This is a genomic window from Maribacter aestuarii, assembly GCF_027474845.2.
GTDB lineage: Bacteria > Bacteroidota > Bacteroidia > Flavobacteriales > Flavobacteriaceae > Maribacter > Maribacter aestuarii.
Map to the genome: position 1 here is coordinate 729,365 of NZ_CP107031.2, position 18,031 is coordinate 747,395.

General features: G+C 40.4%; 18 protein-coding genes. 8 read left to right on the plus strand and 10 right to left on the minus strand.

The genetic code is table 11. From position 1 onward, the window contains the following. Positions 1 to 27: 27 nt before the first annotated feature. The 9 genes from murG to N8A89_RS03230 are packed head-to-tail and all read right to left on the minus strand — an operon-like array spanning position 28 to position 10,091. Positions 28 to 1,122 (minus strand): undecaprenyldiphospho-muramoylpentapeptide beta-N-acetylglucosaminyltransferase, encoded by a 1,095-nt coding sequence (gene murG, locus N8A89_RS03190; protein ID WP_281540949.1) that lies wholly within the window; start codon positions 1,120 to 1,122, stop codon positions 28 to 30. Continuing rightward, the gene (locus N8A89_RS03195) at positions 1,109 to 2,311 is read right to left on the minus strand and encodes an FtsW/RodA/SpoVE family cell cycle protein (RefSeq protein WP_289644914.1); all 1,203 of its coding nucleotides are present in this window, start codon (positions 2,309 to 2,311) and stop codon (positions 1,109 to 1,111) included. The genes murG and N8A89_RS03195 overlap by 14 nt, the downstream gene beginning before the upstream one ends. Further along, entirely contained in the window at positions 2,312 to 3,646 is a 1,335-nt protein-coding gene (murD, locus tag N8A89_RS03200; protein WP_281540950.1) for a UDP-N-acetylmuramoyl-L-alanine--D-glutamate ligase, read from the minus strand. Beyond that, complete coding sequence (gene mraY, locus N8A89_RS03205; RefSeq protein WP_281540951.1) at positions 3,647 to 4,867, minus strand: phospho-N-acetylmuramoyl-pentapeptide-transferase; 1,221 nt, start codon at positions 4,865 to 4,867, stop codon at positions 3,647 to 3,649. A gap of 57 nt (positions 4,868 to 4,924) precedes the next feature. Beyond that, a complete protein-coding gene (locus tag N8A89_RS03210) occupies positions 4,925 to 6,388 on the minus strand; it encodes a UDP-N-acetylmuramoyl-L-alanyl-D-glutamate--2,6-diaminopimelate ligase (protein WP_281540952.1) in 1,464 nt (487 codons plus the stop codon). After that, positions 6,385 to 8,391 carry a penicillin-binding protein gene (locus N8A89_RS03215; RefSeq protein WP_281540953.1) on the minus strand — a complete coding sequence of 669 codons (2,007 nt, stop codon included), beginning with the start codon at positions 8,389 to 8,391 and terminating at the stop codon, positions 6,385 to 6,387. Before N8A89_RS03215 ends, N8A89_RS03210 begins: the two co-directional genes overlap by 4 nt. A 2-nt stretch (positions 8,392 to 8,393) precedes the next feature. After that, positions 8,394 to 8,720, minus strand: a complete 327-nt coding sequence (locus tag N8A89_RS03220; protein WP_281540954.1) for an FtsL-like putative cell division protein — start codon at positions 8,718 to 8,720, stop codon at positions 8,394 to 8,396. Between the two features lie 14 nt (positions 8,721 to 8,734). Continuing rightward, positions 8,735 to 9,628, minus strand: a complete 894-nt coding sequence (rsmH, locus tag N8A89_RS03225) for a 16S rRNA (cytosine(1402)-N(4))-methyltransferase RsmH (RefSeq protein WP_281540955.1) — start codon at positions 9,626 to 9,628, stop codon at positions 8,735 to 8,737. After that, a complete protein-coding gene (locus tag N8A89_RS03230) occupies positions 9,618 to 10,091 on the minus strand; it encodes a division/cell wall cluster transcriptional repressor MraZ (protein ID WP_281540956.1) in 474 nt (157 codons plus the stop codon). The genes rsmH and N8A89_RS03230 overlap by 11 nt, the downstream gene beginning before the upstream one ends. A 259-nt stretch (positions 10,092 to 10,350) precedes the next feature. Here N8A89_RS03230 and N8A89_RS03235 point away from each other — a divergent pair, with 259 nt between their 5' ends. The 4 genes from N8A89_RS03235 (at position 10,351) to N8A89_RS03250 (ending at position 13,509) form a co-directional block, all read left to right on the plus strand. Then, the gene (locus N8A89_RS03235; protein WP_289644918.1) at positions 10,351 to 11,115 is read left to right on the plus strand and encodes an alpha/beta fold hydrolase; all 765 of its coding nucleotides are present in this window, start codon (positions 10,351 to 10,353) and stop codon (positions 11,113 to 11,115) included. Positions 11,116 to 11,125: 10 nt separating this feature from the next. Then, entirely contained in the window at positions 11,126 to 11,743 is a 618-nt protein-coding gene (yihA, locus tag N8A89_RS03240; protein WP_281540957.1) for a ribosome biogenesis GTP-binding protein YihA/YsxC, read from the plus strand. A gap of 131 nt (positions 11,744 to 11,874) precedes the next feature. Next, positions 11,875 to 12,999 (plus strand): helix-turn-helix transcriptional regulator, encoded by a 1,125-nt coding sequence (locus N8A89_RS03245; RefSeq protein ID WP_281540958.1) that lies wholly within the window; start codon positions 11,875 to 11,877, stop codon positions 12,997 to 12,999. 117 nt (positions 13,000 to 13,116) lie between these two features. Then, positions 13,117 to 13,509: a hypothetical protein gene (locus tag N8A89_RS03250; RefSeq protein ID WP_281540959.1), complete on the plus strand. Its 393-nt coding sequence runs from the start codon at positions 13,117 to 13,119 to the stop codon at positions 13,507 to 13,509. A 52-nt stretch (positions 13,510 to 13,561) separates the two neighbouring features. On the opposite strand, the gene N8A89_RS03255 is transcribed toward N8A89_RS03250, so the two are convergent. Beyond that, the gene (locus N8A89_RS03255; protein ID WP_289644934.1) at positions 13,562 to 13,948 is read right to left on the minus strand and encodes a GTPase; all 387 of its coding nucleotides are present in this window, start codon (positions 13,946 to 13,948) and stop codon (positions 13,562 to 13,564) included. Between the two features lie 67 nt (positions 13,949 to 14,015). Here N8A89_RS03255 and N8A89_RS03260 point away from each other — a divergent pair, with 67 nt between their 5' ends. From N8A89_RS03260 to N8A89_RS03275, 4 genes are all read left to right on the plus strand, one after another. Beyond that, complete coding sequence (locus N8A89_RS03260) at positions 14,016 to 15,632, plus strand: alkaline phosphatase D family protein (RefSeq protein WP_281540961.1); 1,617 nt, start codon at positions 14,016 to 14,018, stop codon at positions 15,630 to 15,632. A 207-nt stretch (positions 15,633 to 15,839) separates the two neighbouring features. Next, positions 15,840 to 16,232 (plus strand): hypothetical protein, encoded by a 393-nt coding sequence (locus N8A89_RS03265; RefSeq protein ID WP_281540962.1) that lies wholly within the window; start codon positions 15,840 to 15,842, stop codon positions 16,230 to 16,232. 164 nt (positions 16,233 to 16,396) lie between these two features. Then, positions 16,397 to 17,215 (plus strand): peptidase MA family metallohydrolase, encoded by an 819-nt coding sequence (locus N8A89_RS03270; RefSeq protein ID WP_281540963.1) that lies wholly within the window; start codon positions 16,397 to 16,399, stop codon positions 17,213 to 17,215. A 220-nt stretch (positions 17,216 to 17,435) separates the two neighbouring features. Further along, the gene (locus N8A89_RS03275) at positions 17,436 to 17,990 is read left to right on the plus strand and encodes an isochorismatase family protein (RefSeq protein ID WP_281540964.1); all 555 of its coding nucleotides are present in this window, start codon (positions 17,436 to 17,438) and stop codon (positions 17,988 to 17,990) included. Positions 17,991 to 18,031: the final 41 nt, after the last annotated feature.

Consider the following 18,031-nt stretch of genomic DNA (forward strand, 5'->3'; position numbering starts at 1 on the left):
GTTGATTCATTAATTTCTTTTATTTTTCTACTTGCTATTCAGTAGTTTTTCAATCTCGTCAACAATATCTTTTGTCGCATTGGGCAGTGCCAAAGTCTTCATATTGTTGGATAGTTCTTTCTGTAATTCTACCGATGCGAATACTTGGCTGAATTCCTTTTCAAAGTCCTGCTCCAAATCCTTCTCCCGTATCATTACGGCTGCATTTTCCTTAACCAAGGCCAGCGCGTTTTTCGTTTGATGGTCTTCTGCCACAGTCGGTGATGGAATAAAGACGGTAGGTTTTCCTACGATACACAATTCAGAAACTGCTCCCGCCCCGGCCCTAGAAATAATAAAATCGGCTACGGTGTAAGCAAAGTCCATATTGTTCAAGTAAGCATAAACCTTTACGTCATCAGCATTATATTTTTCATAGGTTTCAATGTAACCTTTGCCACATTGCCATAAAATTTGAATATTGAGGTTTTTTAAATAAGTGAGCTCGGCTTCTACGAGTTCATTGATGCGTTTTGACCCTAGACTACCACCAATCACCAAAAGGGTTTTCTTATTTGATTGCAACCCGAAAAACGTCAACGCTTCGCTTTTGGGCACCATCATTTCTACCAAATCGGCCCTTACCGGGTTCCCAGTCTTCACCAATTTCTCCTTGGGGAAAAACTTTTCCATTCCATCGTAGGCTACACAAATTTTTGCCACCCGATCCTTAAGTAATTTGTTAGTGATACCCGCATAGGAGTTTTGTTCTTGCAATAAGCATGGAATACCCCTACCCGAAGCAATCCTTAAAAGTGGACCGCTCGCAAACCCTCCCGTACCAATGACGGCATGGGGTTTAACTCGGGATACTATTTTAGATGCTTTTATCAAACTACTTATCAATTTTATCGGAAACATTAAATTTTTAAGGGTTAGTTTCCTTTGTAACCCCGTGATCCACAATCCTTCTATTTTATAACCCGCTTGCGGCACCTTCTCCATTTCCATTCTATCTTTTGCTCCTACGAATAGGAATTCCGCCTCAGGATGTCTTTTTTCCAATTCATTGGCTATGGCTATCGCCGGATAAATATGCCCTCCAGTTCCCCCTCCGGAAAGTATGAACCTATAATTGCCCACTTAAAACTTCTAAAGGGTTGGTCTCATCTATTCCGGATTTGCTACGTTTACTTTTAGCCAGGTTTTTATTGCTTGCACTTAATATTATTCCGATGGCCAGACAGGTCATCCAGCTAGAGGTACCGCCACTACTTATGAGCGGCAAATTTTGTCCGGTCACTGGAAACAATTCCACGGCCACCGCCATATTAATCAGTGCCTGAAAAACTATGGGTAGCCCTACACCTAGCACCAATAGCTTGCTGAAAATCTTTTCGCATCCGTTCGCGACCACCACAATCCTGAACAATAAAAAGAGGTAAAAGAACATCAGGGCGAAACCACCAATCAGACCGTACTCCTCAACAATGATGGCATAAATAAAATCCGAAGAGCTCTGGGGTAAAAAATTCTTCTGTACGCTCTTTCCGGCTCCCTTGCCCACAATACCTCCAGTGGCAATTGCAATTTTGGCTTTCTCTATTTGATAGGTTCCCTCCGTATCCTCAGGATTAGAAAAACTGTCGATACGGCTCATCCAAGTATCCACTCTATTGGGGAAAAGTTCCGGAGCAGCCTTCGCCGTTAGAATAAACAAGGTCAAGCAAAGTATTCCAGTACCTACTATTCCTATTAAATATTTAATGGGGTATCCACCCAAAAAACAAAGCATCAAAACCATACAAAAGACAATGGCAGCAGTAGAAAAATTGGCGGGAAGTATCAACACCACCACAAAAAAAACAGGCATCCACAAGGGCAAAATGCTTTCTTTGAACGTCACCTTTACGTCCTTAATTTTGGATAAATATCTGGCTACATAGATCATGACTACGACAGCTGCCAGGTTCGAAGGCTGAAAACCAAAACCAACAAACGGAATTCGAATCCAACGGCTAGCATTGGTCTCTCCACTGGTAGTGCCTTGTGCCAAAACGAATACAAGCAGCACCAAAACTATGGGCATAGCTATTAAAGAAAGGCCCTTGAAAAAATGCGTAGGCACTTTATGAATCCCATAAATTATCCCAAAGCCCATAAACAGTAAAACGGCATGTTTAACCAAATGCCCAATAGTGGTCCCGTTACCTACTACATAGACCAAATTGCTACTGGCACTGTACACGGGCAAAAATGAAAATAGGGCTAACAAAGCAACCACTGCCCAGATAGCCTTATCTCCATTTATATTTTTAAATAATTTCAGCACCTATAAATTCTTTATACAATTTTTAAATTGGTTTCCTCGGTCCTCATAGTTATCGAACAAGTCGAAACTTGCACAGGCCGGGGAAAGCAATACGGTATCCCCACGTTCCGCAATTTTATACGCGACTTTCACTGCTTCTTCCATGGCAAAGGTCTCCACCATCAAATCCACCACATTTCCGAAAGTCTCCTTAATCTTGGAATTATCCAAACCCAAACAAATGATCGCTTTTACCTTTTCACGCACTAGCGGCATCAACTCTTTGTATTCATTTCCTTTATCCACACCCCCAACAATCCAAACCGTTGGTGTCTTCATGCTATCCAGCGCGTAGTATGTCGCATTCACATTGGTAGCCTTGGAATCATTGATGTATTGTACATGGTGAATCTTCAAGACTTTTTCTAGCCTATGCGGTGCTCCTTGGAAATTGGAGATACAATCCCTAATGGTTTCCTTTCGGATACCCAAGAGCTTTGCGATAGTGGCCGCCGCCATGGTATTCTTTAAATTGTGTTGTCCTTCAAGGGCCAAAGCGTCTGTTGTCATTTCTATAGTGTCAATTGTTGTTCTAATTATTATTTTTTCATTCTCTATGTAAGCACCTTCTTCATAAGTTTCCTTTAAAGAAAATGGCATCAGTTTGGATTTGACAGGGTTATCATGGAGCCACTTTACGATTACTTCATCGTCGGCATCATAGATCAGATAATCGGAGGCAGTTTGATTCTCCGCAATGCGAAACTTGGAGGCTATATAATTTTCAAACTTGTAATCGTACCGATCTAAATGATCCGGGGTGATATTGGTTATCACGGCTATTTCTGGTCTAAATTCTACGATACCATCCAACTGAAAACTGCTGATTTCCAAAACGTAGTAGTCGAAATCGTTTTCAGCTACCATCTTGGCGTAACTGTCCCCAATATTTCCTGCCATGCCTACATTTAAGTTTCCACCTTTCAACAAGTGGTTGGTGAGCATAGTGGTAGTGGTCTTACCGTTACTACCGGTTATTCCAATGATTCTAGCGTCCGTATACCGTGAAGCAAATTCAATCTCCGAAATTACCGGTATTCCTTTTGCCTCCAACTGTTTTACCAAGGGCACAGTATCAGGTATTCCCGGGCTTTTCATCACTACATCCGCCTCTAATATTCGAGCCTCAGTGTGTTTTTCCTCTTCCCAATCAATTCCAAAATGTTCAAGAACGTTTTTATACTTTTCTTTAATCTTCCCTTTATCGGAAAGAAATATTTGATATCCTTTCTTTTTTCCCAAGATGGCCGTACCAACTCCACTTTCTCCTCCGCCAAGAATGACCAATCTTTTCATTTAGCGCACCTTGAGTGTCACGATGCTTACTATGGCCAACATAATCCCTACAATCCAAAACCGTGTAACAATCTTACTCTCGTGGTAACCTTTCTTTTGATAATGGTGGTGCAAAGGGGACATGAGAAAAATACGTTTACCTTCCCCGGTTTTCCTTTTGGTGTATTTGAAATACCCAACCTGCAACATGACGGACAGGGATTCTGCAAAGAATATCCCACACAATATGGGAATCAATAATTCCTTACGGACTATGATAGCGATAACGGCAATGACACCACCTATCGTTAAACTTCCTGTATCACCCATAAATACTTGTGCGGGGAAAGCATTGTACCATAAGAATCCTACCAAAGCCCCAACGAATGCCGTAACAAATACCAACAACTCACCTACCCTGGGTATATACATGATATCCAGATAATCCGAGAAAATGATGTTACCGGAAACCAGGGCGAAAACACCCAGTGTGAATACGATTATAGCGGAGGAACCCGCAGCTAGACCATCGATGCCATCCGTAAGGTTGGCTCCGTTGGACACCGCTGTGACGATGAGAATAATTATAGGGATAAAAATGAGCCAAGAATAGGCAACTACCCCTTCTCCCATCCATGAAATGAAACTGCTATAATCCAGCTCATTGTTCTTAAAGAAAGGCACGGTTGTCATGGTGGATTTTATTTCCGAACCCTGTACTACTTCCACCTTATAATCGCTCGTAATCGTTGTTTTGGAATGATCTCGCATGGTTACCTCGGGATGGAAATAGAGCACTGCGCCAACAATAAGTCCCAATACAATTTGTCCCAGTACCTTAAACCTGCCTTTTAATCCTTCCTTGTTCTTTTTAAAAACTTTGATGTAGTCATCTATAAAACCAATGACACCCATCCATAACGTAGTGAATATGAGAAGAATGATGTAAATATTATCCAACTTCGCAAAGAGTAAAACAGGAATTAATGTCGCCAAGATGATGATGATACCACCCATAGTGGGTGTACCTGCCTTTTGTTTTTGACCCTCAAGTCCCAAATCTCGAATGGATTCCCCTACTTGCTTTTTCTGAAGAAATACGATTATACGCTTACCGTAGGCAGTGGCGATAATCAGGGAAAACAATATGGCCATGCCAGCACGGAAGGTGCTAAACTGGAACAAACTTGCTCCGGGCAACTGATATTGTTTCTCAAGATATTCGAACAGGTAGGTTAACATATTTTTCTTTTATACAGCATTCTAAAGAACACTTCAATAGTCCTTTTTAGGGGAAAATTATTTGTTCAAGCTTTGCAATTGTTCCTTTACTATTTTAAAATCATCAAAATCTATTCTTTCGCCATTGGTCTCTTGATAGGTCTCATGCCCTTTCCCCGCAACCAGAATTATATCGTTTTCATCTGCCAATTGGCAAGCCGCTTTTATGGCCTGCTCCCTATTTTCAATGGATAATATTTTTTTAACATTTTGCGGCTCCACGCCCGCCTCCATCTCAGAAATAATTACTGTTGGGGACTCCGTTCTAGGATTATCAGATGTGAAAATGATTTTATTGCTCATTTCCGATGCGATATTGCCCATTACCGGACGCTTAGATCTGTCTCTGTCGCCACCACACCCCACAACGGTGATGACGTTTTCATTTCCAGTCCTCAATGTGTTGATTGTCTCAAGCACATTTTTTAAAGCATCCGGCGTATGGGCATAATCAACTATAGCCGTAATTTTCTTTTTCGATATATAATATTGGAACCTTCCATCTACATTTTCCAATTCGCTCAGTAGACGAAGGGTTTCCAGTTTTTCCAATCCCAGCAAATCTGCCGTAGCATAGATGGCCAGTATGTTATAGGCATTAAAATGACCTATTAGTTTGGTCCACAGTTCATTGTCATCAATCTTCAATAATTGGCCATCAAACTGGTTTTCCAAAATTTGTGCACGGTAATCCGCATAATTCTTTAGGGCATATGTAAGTTTTCTGGCCTTCGTATTTTGCAACATGACCAACCCATTCTTATCGTCAATATTGGTCAACGCAAACGCCCTTTTTGGTAGCTTATCGAACAATATTTTTTTAGTATCGCGATATTCCGCAAAGGTCTTGTGGTAGTCCAAATGGTCATGGGACAAGTTGGTGAAAATGGCACCTTCAAAAACCAGACCTTCCGTTCTTTTTTGATGGATGCCATGAGAGCTTACTTCCATAAAACAAAATTCTACCCCAGCTTCGTTCATGAGGCTGAGATGTTCGTTTATGGTCAAAGCATCCGGAGTGGTATGACTTGTTTTATATTCCTTTTCATCCACCATGATTTTTATCGTAGATAATAATCCTACTTTAAAACCTGCTTTTTTGAAGAGTTGGTAGAGCAAACTGGAAACCGTTGTCTTTCCGTTGGTGCCAGTAACCCCAATCAGTTTCAAGTTTTTAGATGGGTTTCCATAAAAATTGGAAGCCATTATGGCCAGTGCTTTATTTCCATTATCTACCTCAACATAGGTAATGCCATCTACAATCTTATCCGGTAATTCTTCGCAAATGATTGCACGAGCTCCTGCATTGATTGATTTTTCAATGTATTGATGGCCATCGGTCTGAGTTCCTTTGATGGCAACGAAGACATCATCCAAAGAAACTTTTCTGGAATCAAAGCATATGGCGTTGATACGACAATTTGTAGTACCGCTTACCGCCGTTAGACTTACCCCGAACAATATGTCCTTTAATACCTTCATGAAAGCTCCAACACTATTTTCTTTACCTTTTTAATATCCGTTCCCTTTGATATGGATTGACGACGTACGGTGCCATTACCCCTTACTTCCACCTCCAACCCGAGATTTTCCAGAATGGACACCGCGTCCATGCCGCTCATACCCTTTACATTGGGCACCTCGTTATAATTCTTTTGGGCATCGGCAAAATAGCCTTGATAATTATCTTCCAAGCCCTCTATTAAAGTCTCTTTGCCCTCCACTTCGTCAATTAAGGGGGAATTGGCGTAAATCTTTTGTGCAACGGATTTAAAAACAGGACCGGAAACATCCGCTCCGTAATAACCCACACTTTGATCCGGCTCGTGGATAACCACGATGCAAGAATACTTAGGATCATCCGCAGGAAAATAGCCAGCGAAAGTTGAAATGTATTTTAACTTATCCGGGTCTTTTGAAACATAGTTCTTTTGGGTAGTTCCCGTTTTTCCTGCCATTGAAAAATTTGGGGAGTACAGACCATGACCTGTACCGTGCTTCTGCTCCACTACATTCTTAAGCAATTGTTGTACTTTTTTAGCCGTTTCTTTGGAGCAAATTGCACTGTTCAATACCTCTTTATCAAATTTTTTGATGGTCTTGTTCCATTCCTTAACCTCTTTGATCAATCTAGGTTTGATTAATTCACCATTGTTAGCTATGGCATTATAAAAAGCCAGCGTTTGCAAAGGCGTCAGCGCCACTTCGTAACCATAGGCCATTTGCGCCAATGATAGACCGGACCAACCTTTATCACCAGGATATCGTAGAATTGGTGTGCCCTCCCCTTTTACAGGAAGACCTAATTCTTTATGAATATCCATGCTCATAAGCCGATTCACGTACTTCTCCGGGTTGTCCTTATAATTATTATGTATTATTTTGGCAAAGGCTGTGTTGGAGGAAACCTCAAAGGCTTTGGCAACGGAAATCTCTCCATGACCGCCGTTTTTAGAATCCCTTACCGTGTGCTTATAGATGCGCCATCTCCCTTTTTCGGTATCGACCACAGTGCTGGTATCTATTACTTTATCTTCCAGGGCGGCCACCAAATTCATCAATTTGAAAGTAGAACCAGGCTCATGGGATTCGCCAATGGCATAATTCAACCGCTCGTAATACTTCCCTTCGGATGTTCTTCCCAGATTGGAAATGGCTTTTACTTCACCCGTTTTGGTTTCCATTACGATGACCGTCCCGTGATCGGCCTTATAATATTCCAATTGCCGAAGCAGTGCATGGTGGGCAATATCTTGTATATTAATGTCAATGGTTGAATATACATCATAACCATCCTTAGGCTCTACAATATTATCATTACCGATAGGCTTCCATTGTCCCTTGGCTATTTTTTGCTTTAGTCGCTTTCCTTCCACACCACGTAAGTACTCTCCAAAAGCACCTTCCATACCTACCCTGGTGCGGTATCCATTTTCATCCACTCTTTCGTAACCAACACTTCGCTCCGCAATTTTCCCTAAGGGATGCTCTCTTTTGGTTTTTTGCTCAATGACCAAGCCCCCTTTAAAAGGACCCTTGTTAAAAAGTGGCATTTCCTTGACCGCTATAAAATCGGAGTAATCCAGATTACGGGCCACTAATGCATATCGGTTTTTATTGGCCTTTGCTTTACGTAACAACTGTTGGTAGTGTGAAGAAGTTTTTCCTAAAAGTTTGGACAAGGCGTCCGATAAAGGTTTTATGTTTTCCTTGAAATCGGCGTCTTTCACGGTAACCGCATCAAAACGAATGGTATACTTAGAAACCGATGTGGCCAGCAAGCTCCCATCATCCGAATAGAGATTTCCCCTATTGGGCGCAATCGTGAACATTTTAGTGGTACGGGTTTCCGATAAGACCATGTATTTCTCGCCGTCCACAACTTGAATGGAAACCAATTTAAATAGAACGGCCGCTGCAAAAAGCACCAGTGCGCCAGCTACAAAATATAATCGAGTTAGTATGCTCTTATCGGTTGCGGGCATTTTTACTTAGCGTCGTTTAAGGATTTCACCATAATTTTCTTTGGGGGATTCTCCGAGGGATATAATTCTTTGGCGGCTACAGTACCTGTAATAGTGGATTCCAGTTTCAATCGTTGTACGTCCGACCGTGCATCCACAAACTCACTTCTCAATTCTTTTACCTCTTCGTTTAGAGCGGCAATTCTGTGTACTTTTTTGTCCGCACTATGGGAGCTACTGATCATTACGGCGGCTAAAAACGAAGCAAAAATTATGAACAACCAATTCTTTGGCGCATCACCGCTTACCAAGAACTTCCCTTTTAAAATGTCCAATAAACCTTTTTTCATGAGTGTTCTTTATTTTAAATTCTTTCGGCAATCCGCAGTTTTGCACTGCGTGCCCTATTATTCAACTTTATTTCTTCCTTAGATGGCACTATCAACGAACCTACTTTTTTAAGGGGAACGTCTATATTCCCATAAAAATCCTTTTCCGGCTCTCCCTCAAACTGCCCCGCCCTTATAAAGCGTTTTACTAAACGGTCTTCTAAAGAGTGATAACTAATTGCACTTAATCTTCCACCTTTTTCGAGAAGTCCTGGAACCTGTTCCAAAAACTCCTTGATGACCTCAACCTCCTGATTTACCTCTATGCGAATGGCCTGATAAATCTGGGCCAGAATCTTATGCTTCTTATGCTCAGGCAAAAACTTTTTTAATACCAGCTTCAACTCCTCTGTGGTTTTAATACTATCAATTTCACGTTGCTGCACAATCACATTTGCCATAGCGTTCGCATTACGCAAATCCCCATATTCGAACAACACTTTGCGCAAATCGTCATAAGAATAGGAGTTGATGACCTCATACGCAGAAACCGTATTTCGTTTGCTCATCCGCATGTCCAAATCCGCATCGAACCTGGTGGAAAAACCCCTTTCCGCTTTGTCGAATTGATGTGACGAAACTCCAAAATCCGCTAAGATTCCATCTACTTTCCGAATGCCATAGAACTTCAAAAATTGGGTGATATACCTAAAGTTTTCCCCAATTAGTACAAATCTTTTATCTGCAAGGCTATTGGCCTGTGCATCTTCATCCTGGTCAAAGGCGTACAATTTGCCATTCTCTCCCAGTCTTTTCAATATTTCCTTGGAATGCCCTCCTCCGCCAAATGTGACATCCACATAAATTCCATTTTCCTTTATAGCCAATCCATCTACCGATTCCTTTAAGAGTACCGGATTATGATACATTGTCCTTTGGTTTTTCGGCATAGTTCACCTCATAAGCTAATTCTTCCCTGCTCTCGGGGGCCGAATCCACTTCACCGTCATAGGTAGCTTTATCCCATATTTCCAAACGATTGTCCATAGGAGAAAGGGTCACCTCTTTTGTAATATTGACTAAACCGATTATATCCTTAGGAATCAATAACCTGCCTGTTGCATCAATTTCTACCCTGCGCAACCCTGCCGTAAACTTTCGCTTAAATTCCCTATCCTTTCTACTATCGCCCAAACGCTCGTTCAATTTCTTGATCTCGGCTTTCCAAACAGCATCGGGATAGAATTCTAGACATTCATCGTAATAGGATTTCTTTATAAAAAAACCATCATGGAGCAAAGGAGCCATCTGATTCCTAAGGGAAACGGGTAACATTACCCTTCCTTTAGCATCGGCTTTACAATTGTAAACTCCTGAAAAATAGATTTCCAAAATTGTTGGTCTTTGTTATATAACTCAAATATATAAATATTATTACCACATTTTACCACTAAAAAACACTTTGTTAATAAAATTGACAGATTTTGCATCATTTTAGTCATTTTGTGTGCTTTAAATGGGTTCGTTCTCCCCCTTTGAGTGCTTTAACCCATCGAAAAATAGTTACTGCATAAAATTGATACCTGTATAATGAGTGGAATCCCATTACGGGTAATTGTCTATATTTGCCCAAAGATCAGCACCATTCTGAATGGAAGACGAAATACTACAAGACGGGAAATTCAAGTATATTGAAAAAGGAGAAGGTACTCCTATAATCATCCTGCACGGCCTTATGGGCGGATTGAGCAATTTTCACGGGGTAACCGATTATTTCCCGAAAAAAGGCTACAAAGTTTTCGTGCCCGAGCTACCCATCTATGATATGCCCATGCTTAAGACCAACGTAAAGAACTTTGCAAAATTTCTTGAAAAGTTTATAGAGCACAAAGGACTTAAAGATGTTATTCTTTTAGGTAACTCTTTGGGCGGCCACATTGGTTTACTACACACGAAGCTCTATCCCAAAATGGTCAAAGCGCTAGTCATTACCGGAAGTTCTGGATTGTATGAGAGCGCTATGGGCGATGGATACCCGAAAAGGGGGGACTATGAGTTCATTAAGAAAAAAGCACAGGACGTATTTTATGATCCCGCCGTTGCCACTAAGGAAATTGTCGACGAAGTTTTTGCTACCGTTAACGACCGGGTAAAACTGGTGAAGACTTTGGCCATAGCCAAAAGCGCTATACGCCACAACATGGCTCAGGACCTGCCAAAGATGAAAACCCCTACGTGTATTATCTGGGGCAAGAACGATAGTGTAACCCCTCCCGACGTAGCGGAACTCTTTCATGAACTGCTGCCGGATTCCGAACTTTTCTGGATCAACGAATGTGGGCACGCCCCTATGATGGAACATCCCAAGGAGTTCAATGCCATATTGGACGCTTGGTTGGAAAAGAGAAATTTCTAAATTTTTTTTGATGAAAATAAAGTCGGCCGACTTTGTAATGAGCAATTCCGATGTTGCCAAATGTCCGAACGAACCCCTACCCGAATATGCGTTTATCGGTAGGTCCAACGTTGGGAAATCTTCATTGATAAATATGCTCACAGAGCGTAAAAGCTTGGCAAAGACCTCCGGTCGGCCAGGAAAGACCCAGCTCATTAATCATTTCAAAATCAATGAAAATTGGTTTTTGGTAGATTTACCGGGTTATGGCTACGCCAAAGTCTCTAGGCGCGACAAGAACATTTTTCAGAAATACATTACGAACTACTTTTTGCAACGGGAGCAGCTCGTATGCTCTTTTGTACTTATAGATATACGCCACGAACCCCAAAAGATAGACCTGGATTTTATGCAATGGTTGGGAGAGAACGGCATACCCTTTGCCATCATATTTACAAAGGCCGACAAATTAAAGCCTCTTGCCATTGAAAAGCATGTAGAAAACTACATCAATGAGCTGCTTTCTGGTGCCTGGGAAGAAGCGCCACAACATTTCGTCACCTCATCTAGTAAAAAAATTGGGCGGGACGAGCTTCTTGAATACATCGATGGCATAAACCTTCAGTTTTTTGAGGCCACCAAGAAATAGATTAGTCTAGACTAGACCTCATGTATTAGCTTCAACCCATAGTTACATCTAAATTTGTCAGCTCAGCGCACCTACCGACTACATTTCAATATTTAAATCTATTTTTGAAAATACCTATTTTTCAATCCTAGATGAACAATACCACTACATTAATCATTATACTACTTTCTATTGGCTGTGTCCAAGGGCTAATTTATGGAGGTATTTTAATGAAAAGCACCAAGGAGAATAAAATGGCGAACAGGCTCCTAGCGACAATTTTATTCTTTCTCTCCTATCGCTTGTTAATTCAAATTTTACGCTTATTTGGTCTAGGGCGGTATGACACCTGGTACTATTTTATGTTGGATTTTAGTTGGATTCACGGACCGCTGCTTTATTTCTATCTAAAGGCTCACCTAACTCCCTATTTTAAGTTCAGGAAAAAAGATATACTACATTTGGTCCCTTTCCTTATACAAATAGGATTCAGTATTTTCGTGCGATTACAAAACCTCTATTGGGACGGTACCCGTGAAAGTTTGTCATGGTTGGGGTATTGGGGATATGTAGTCTGGATGAACCTTTCAACTATCTATTTTGTGGCTAGCATTCTGATCATTATTTATACTACTAAGGCTCAAAAACTACTGAAAACTGAAAGTCTTAAGGGCGCTATTTCCAGTGGCAGCATGAATTGGCTTAAAAGGGTTATAATTTCATTCAAGGTATATTTCTCGATTGTGCTGACCATTCTTCTGGTTGATTTCGTATTCATAAACAAGGCTCAGTTTACCTCCTATTTTTATTTTACACAATTTTACTACTACCCATTTTTTATAGGGATATCTGGGCTCACCTATTGGCTAGGTCTAGAAGGCTACAAAAGAAAGGATGTTAAGATTTTAAAATCGCAAGTCTCCAATGAAGAACTACGTCAATTAACACAAATGGCTAACGACTTGGATTTGACAATGAAACAAAACAAATGGTTTAAAAATCCTGAACTTACGCTGAGTACTTTGGCTTCAAAAATGGAGGTTAAACCATATCTCTTGACCAAATGTCTAAACACCGTTAAACGCAAAAAATTCGCAGATTATATAAATGAATTAAGGGTGGACGAATTAAAGCGATTATTACAGCAATCAGAAAACTCTAAATACACTCTTCTAAGCTTGGCTTTTGAAGCAGGGTTCAATTCTAAATCGTCTTTCAATAGAGCAGTAAAGAAACATTTGGGCATCTCACCTAGCGAACTAAAGACTTCTTTTTAAGGTTTCATTTTCTTATTTGGCACCTATGCCATCTTTATAAGTGGTTTCAATTTTGAAATTGGGGCGTAATCCGTAGTGAGAAGTCCTAGGTTTGAGAAAATTAAAAATATATAAATCATGAAAACAAAAATAGCAGTAGCCTTTATTTTTTTCTCCTTAACCATTTCAATCTTTTCCCAAGACAATAAAGAGACAAATACAGAGGTCCTTTTGGGCGAGTGGAAACTTGACATGAGTCCACAAACCAAAGACGACAATAATTTTGCCCTAATGCGAATTACAAGTGTTGAAGACAATAAAATGGAAGGTATTTTTTATCGAGAGGGAGTTCAGCTTAAAAATGGACAAATTAATACACAGCGGGGAATAATATATGCCGCATTAACCTCAGGAGATAATTCAGGAGACTACAATACTTCCTTCTATTACGATAACGGTAAACTTTATGGCACCACCCATGCAGTGGATAGAGATTTTCTCTCAGTTTGGATAGCCGATAAGGTACAATAACAAAAGGTCTTTCTAGTTATGTATTCCCTGTCATTTAACCAAGGCGGGGAACTTACATCCGCTCTTCTAGAATAGCAATAAGGCCTTCGGCATTTTTCAGTTCGTTCAGCTCGTCCGTGCTTACGAAGATTTCTAAATCATTCCCTTGCACCAAAATAATAGGGAAAGTGAATTTATAGCCGAACTTGGATTTGTATGCTTTTGCAAATTCATCTTTGTGTAGGAACTCCAGCTCCGTTGCCTGAGCCTCCAATTGTTTTCGGAACTTTTTCCAAATCTTGTTTTCCCTAAAATTCCCAAATGTAATATCACAGAGATTACAAGCGTAGGTGGACGGACTTAAAATTTTATGCGCACCATCTACGATAAGATTTCTAACACCGGAATCGGCGTTGTAAACTAATATTAATTTTTGTACTCCTTCACTTTTCATAGCCATACCCTAAAGTAGTATATTTAAATGGTTCATTAGTTCGCATAGTTTACAATTTCTAACACGCATTCCCATGAAAAAGCTTATTCTTCTGTTAAGTATCGCCTTAACTTTTATTTGTTGTACCGAAAAGAAAACAGAAAGAATTCCACCTACTACGGCTCCATTCTCAGAAATAGATACCTTGGCCATAAACGATTGGTGGAACAGAGGTGAAAATCCCATCATCAATTTAAAAGTACCGCGGGATAGTGTCATCGCTTTTGGCATTTATACCGTTTCCAATACTACCTTAAAACTGAGCGCACAATTATACCCCCTATATCCGGAAGAGACAAGGGACGTTTCCTTAGAAATTTTAAAAAGTGGTAATTGGGAGGAAGTTCAGCGGCAACGAATAAACGATTTGGGCTGGTCCGCCCTATTCCGTATAGAAAATTGGGATGACGCAAAGGATTACCGGTACCGGCTCCGTCATGGCAAGAACGCGTCTTATGAAGGCACCATTCGCAAAAACCCTAAAGAAAAGGAAGAAATAACCTTGGCGGCACTCTCGTGCAATAGCAACAAAGATCGCGGAATGCGGGAATATTATGTGCGCAATATAAATCACCAGAATCCGGACCTTATGTTCTTTGCGGGCGATCAATCCTATGACCATACGGAACATACGGCCGCATGGCTCAAATTTGGATTACAGTTTAGGGAGACGTTTCGTCACCGTCCCTGCATCACCATTCCCGATGACCATGATATTGGACAGGGAAACCTTTGGGGAGAAAATGGAAAAGTCTCCGTTACTCCGGGCAGCCCGGACGGGGGTTACCGCTACCATCCGGAATACGTAAAGATGGTAGAGCGGTGCCAAACGGCACACCTCCCCGATCCCTTTGACCCTACCCCAATTGAACAGGGTATTGGAGTCTATTACACCAATCTGCTTTTAGGGGGCGTAGACTTCGCTATTTTGGAGGACCGAAAATTCAAATCTGGACCGGAGGGGAAAATTCCGCAACAAGGACCCCGTCCCGACCATATACGAAATCCAGATTACGATCCCGCTTCCATTGACCTTCCTGGGCTCAAATTACTGGGAGACCGGCAACTTGAATTTTTGGACCAATGGGGCCGAACAAATGAGGGCGCCATTAAGGTGGTGCTTTCCCAAACCGGTTTTTGTGGCGGGGCGCACATTCATGGCACCCTAGATAATCGGCTACATGCGGATTTGGATAGTAACGGTTGGCCACAGACCGGGCGGTTAAAAGCCTTGAAACTGATACAACAAGCCAAAGCAGTACACATTGCGGGCGACCAGCATTTGGCCACGGTCATTAAACAGGGACTAGATGAATTTGGTGACGGCCCTTGGGCGTTTGTGGTGCCCGCCATTGTTAACGATTACTATAGCCGCTGGTGGTGGCCAGAAGACGAAAAAGCAGGAGAAAACCCTAATCCCGATACCACTTTACCTTGGACTGGTAATTACTTGGATGGGTTTCACAATAAGATTACCATGATGGCCTATGTGAATCCCGAAAACCCTTCGCATGGCAGTGGTTATGGATTAATTCGTTTTCATAAGAAAAATAACAACGTAACTTTTGAATGCTGGCCCCGCGATGTGGATGTGACGCATCCGGACGCCCAGCAATTTGAGGGCTGGCCGATAACAGTAATTTTGGATTAAAACCTATAATGCTAGCCGATTAAAATAGCTTAATCGACTATAAACAATTGTAAACGCATATTTTGCGACTATTGCTTATACTCAATTAATTATGAATGAATTGGACATAAATTTAAAGATTATCTTAGTTCGCCATATAAAATATATATAGATCATATGATCTATATTACTTCGTTGTAAACAATTATAAAATTTTCCTGAAATATTTTGGATAAACAAAAAACTCTACTACAAAAATTTAAGGAAAAACCATTTTGGGACAAGTTCGTATTAGGACTTATTTTCATGGCCATCATAGGCACTCTTGCTTACCATTTTATCAAAGACTACAATGTAAAAACGAATAAAAAACACGTAGTAGGAAAAATAGTGGACTTCGAATTTATCAACATGGCTCGTTATTCGATTGATTACGAATATTATGTAAATGATGAAAAATATGTTGGAACTGTGGGAGTTGAAAGGTTTGATTGCTATAAAAACAAAGAATGTCTTGGATATGAAGTTGATGTGTACTATTCATCAGAGAATCCAAATTATTCACAAGTGGACTTAAGAAACTTTGAAAAGTACAAAAGGACTATATATCTAATAAAATAACTGTTTACAACATTGTGTATAGCTCATTGCGTTCGGATTTTCCAGATGGAAAATCCAGCCTGATTCGCTAAATTAGGGCAATGGAGGAAAAGTCCGTTGGACATTTTCAGCAACGAAGCCATACACGAGACCGTTGTAGCACATTTTGACCAAACCATTAAACTATGGAAAATACTTTAAAATTTCTGTCCTTTTTAAGCCTTGCAATAATTATAATAGGATGTAATGAACGAAAAGAAAACTTCAAACCAAATCAAAAAGACGGCTGGAAAACAGTAAGCCAAATAGAAAAGCAAATTGACAATATAATTTTCACTTTTCCAGAAAACGGATTTGCAAATGAAAATCGAGAAAGACTTGTAAGCGAGTGTTTTGAAGCAATGAAATATGACAGCGAACTAATCAAACTTGAAGAATTCAACGATACAATTTTCATAAGAATTTTACCGAGTAGAGAGGCAATGATACCACTAACTGGTAACACGCCAAGTGGAAGTGCTTATCCACACATCAAAACCCTTTACGTTGTTGCTAATGACAGCACTCGACCACCTATTAAACACGAGTTAATGCATTTAATTGCAATGTTGGAATGGAATTATCCACCAGCATCGTCAACTTGGATGAACGAAGGCCTTGGCACATTTGCGGAAAACAACTGTAGCGGATGGACTGTCGCACAGATTTACAGATACTTTCTTGAAACCGACCAACTAATTTCGATTGACCTGCTCAAAGCGGATTTTTATAAGCAACCCGAAAATTTCGCATATCATCAATCAGCTTACATTGTCGAATATCTTTTAGCAAATTACGGTGTAGACCAATTTGAACAAGTCTGGAAAGGTGGATTTGGAAAATTTGAAGAGGTTTATGGGCTTCCATTCGAGCAACTAAAAACCGATTTAGAAAAAGACTTGATTGAAAAAATGCCAGAAGTACCAGAAATTGACCGTCAAACATTTTACAAAAACTGCAAATAAAAACTTGCTACAATAACGTATATAAAACATAGCTATTATAGGCTTCCCGAAAGGTTTGTGTGTATTTATGAAGTCGCTAAATCTTATGGATTTAGCTTTGGACAACAAAAGAAAAAACTAAACAATAAGGTTTAGCTTCGTACGAAGACGGAAACGAAAAGTTTCCTTGCCTTCACTACTTGCCATAGCTGAGACGTTAGCAAACATTTAAATCAAACTGATGAAAACAAAAAAAGCCCTTTTGGTAATTGATATGCAAAAAGGCTCTTTCACGCCTCAAACTCCTCGATTTGATACAAATGGAGTTGTAAACCGAATAAACGGACTCGCGGAATTATTCCGAAAAATGGACTTTCCAGTGATTTTTATCCAACACGATGGAAGTGGGGCTGGAGAGTTTGAAAAGAATACTTGGGAATGGGAATTGTTAGATGAACTTAAAATCAAACCGACAGACATTCGACTGGATAAATACGCAAACGATGTTTTTTACAAATCTGAACTTCAGGACAAACTTACAGAATTGAAAACGCAGGAATTGCTAATTACTGGTTGTGCAACAGATTTTTGCGTAGAATCCACGATTCAATCTGCCCTGACAAAAGATTATAACATAACCGTAGTTGCGGACGGACATACTACAGGAGAAAGACCTCATATAAGCGCCGAAAAAGTTATCAGACATTACAATTGGGTGTGGCAAAATATGATTCCAACAAATGGAAAAATAAGAGTGGAAAACTACGATGGAATAAAAAAAACGTTTGCTAACTAGGTGTATGATTAATTGTGGGCGAACGCTTTGCGTTGGAAAAG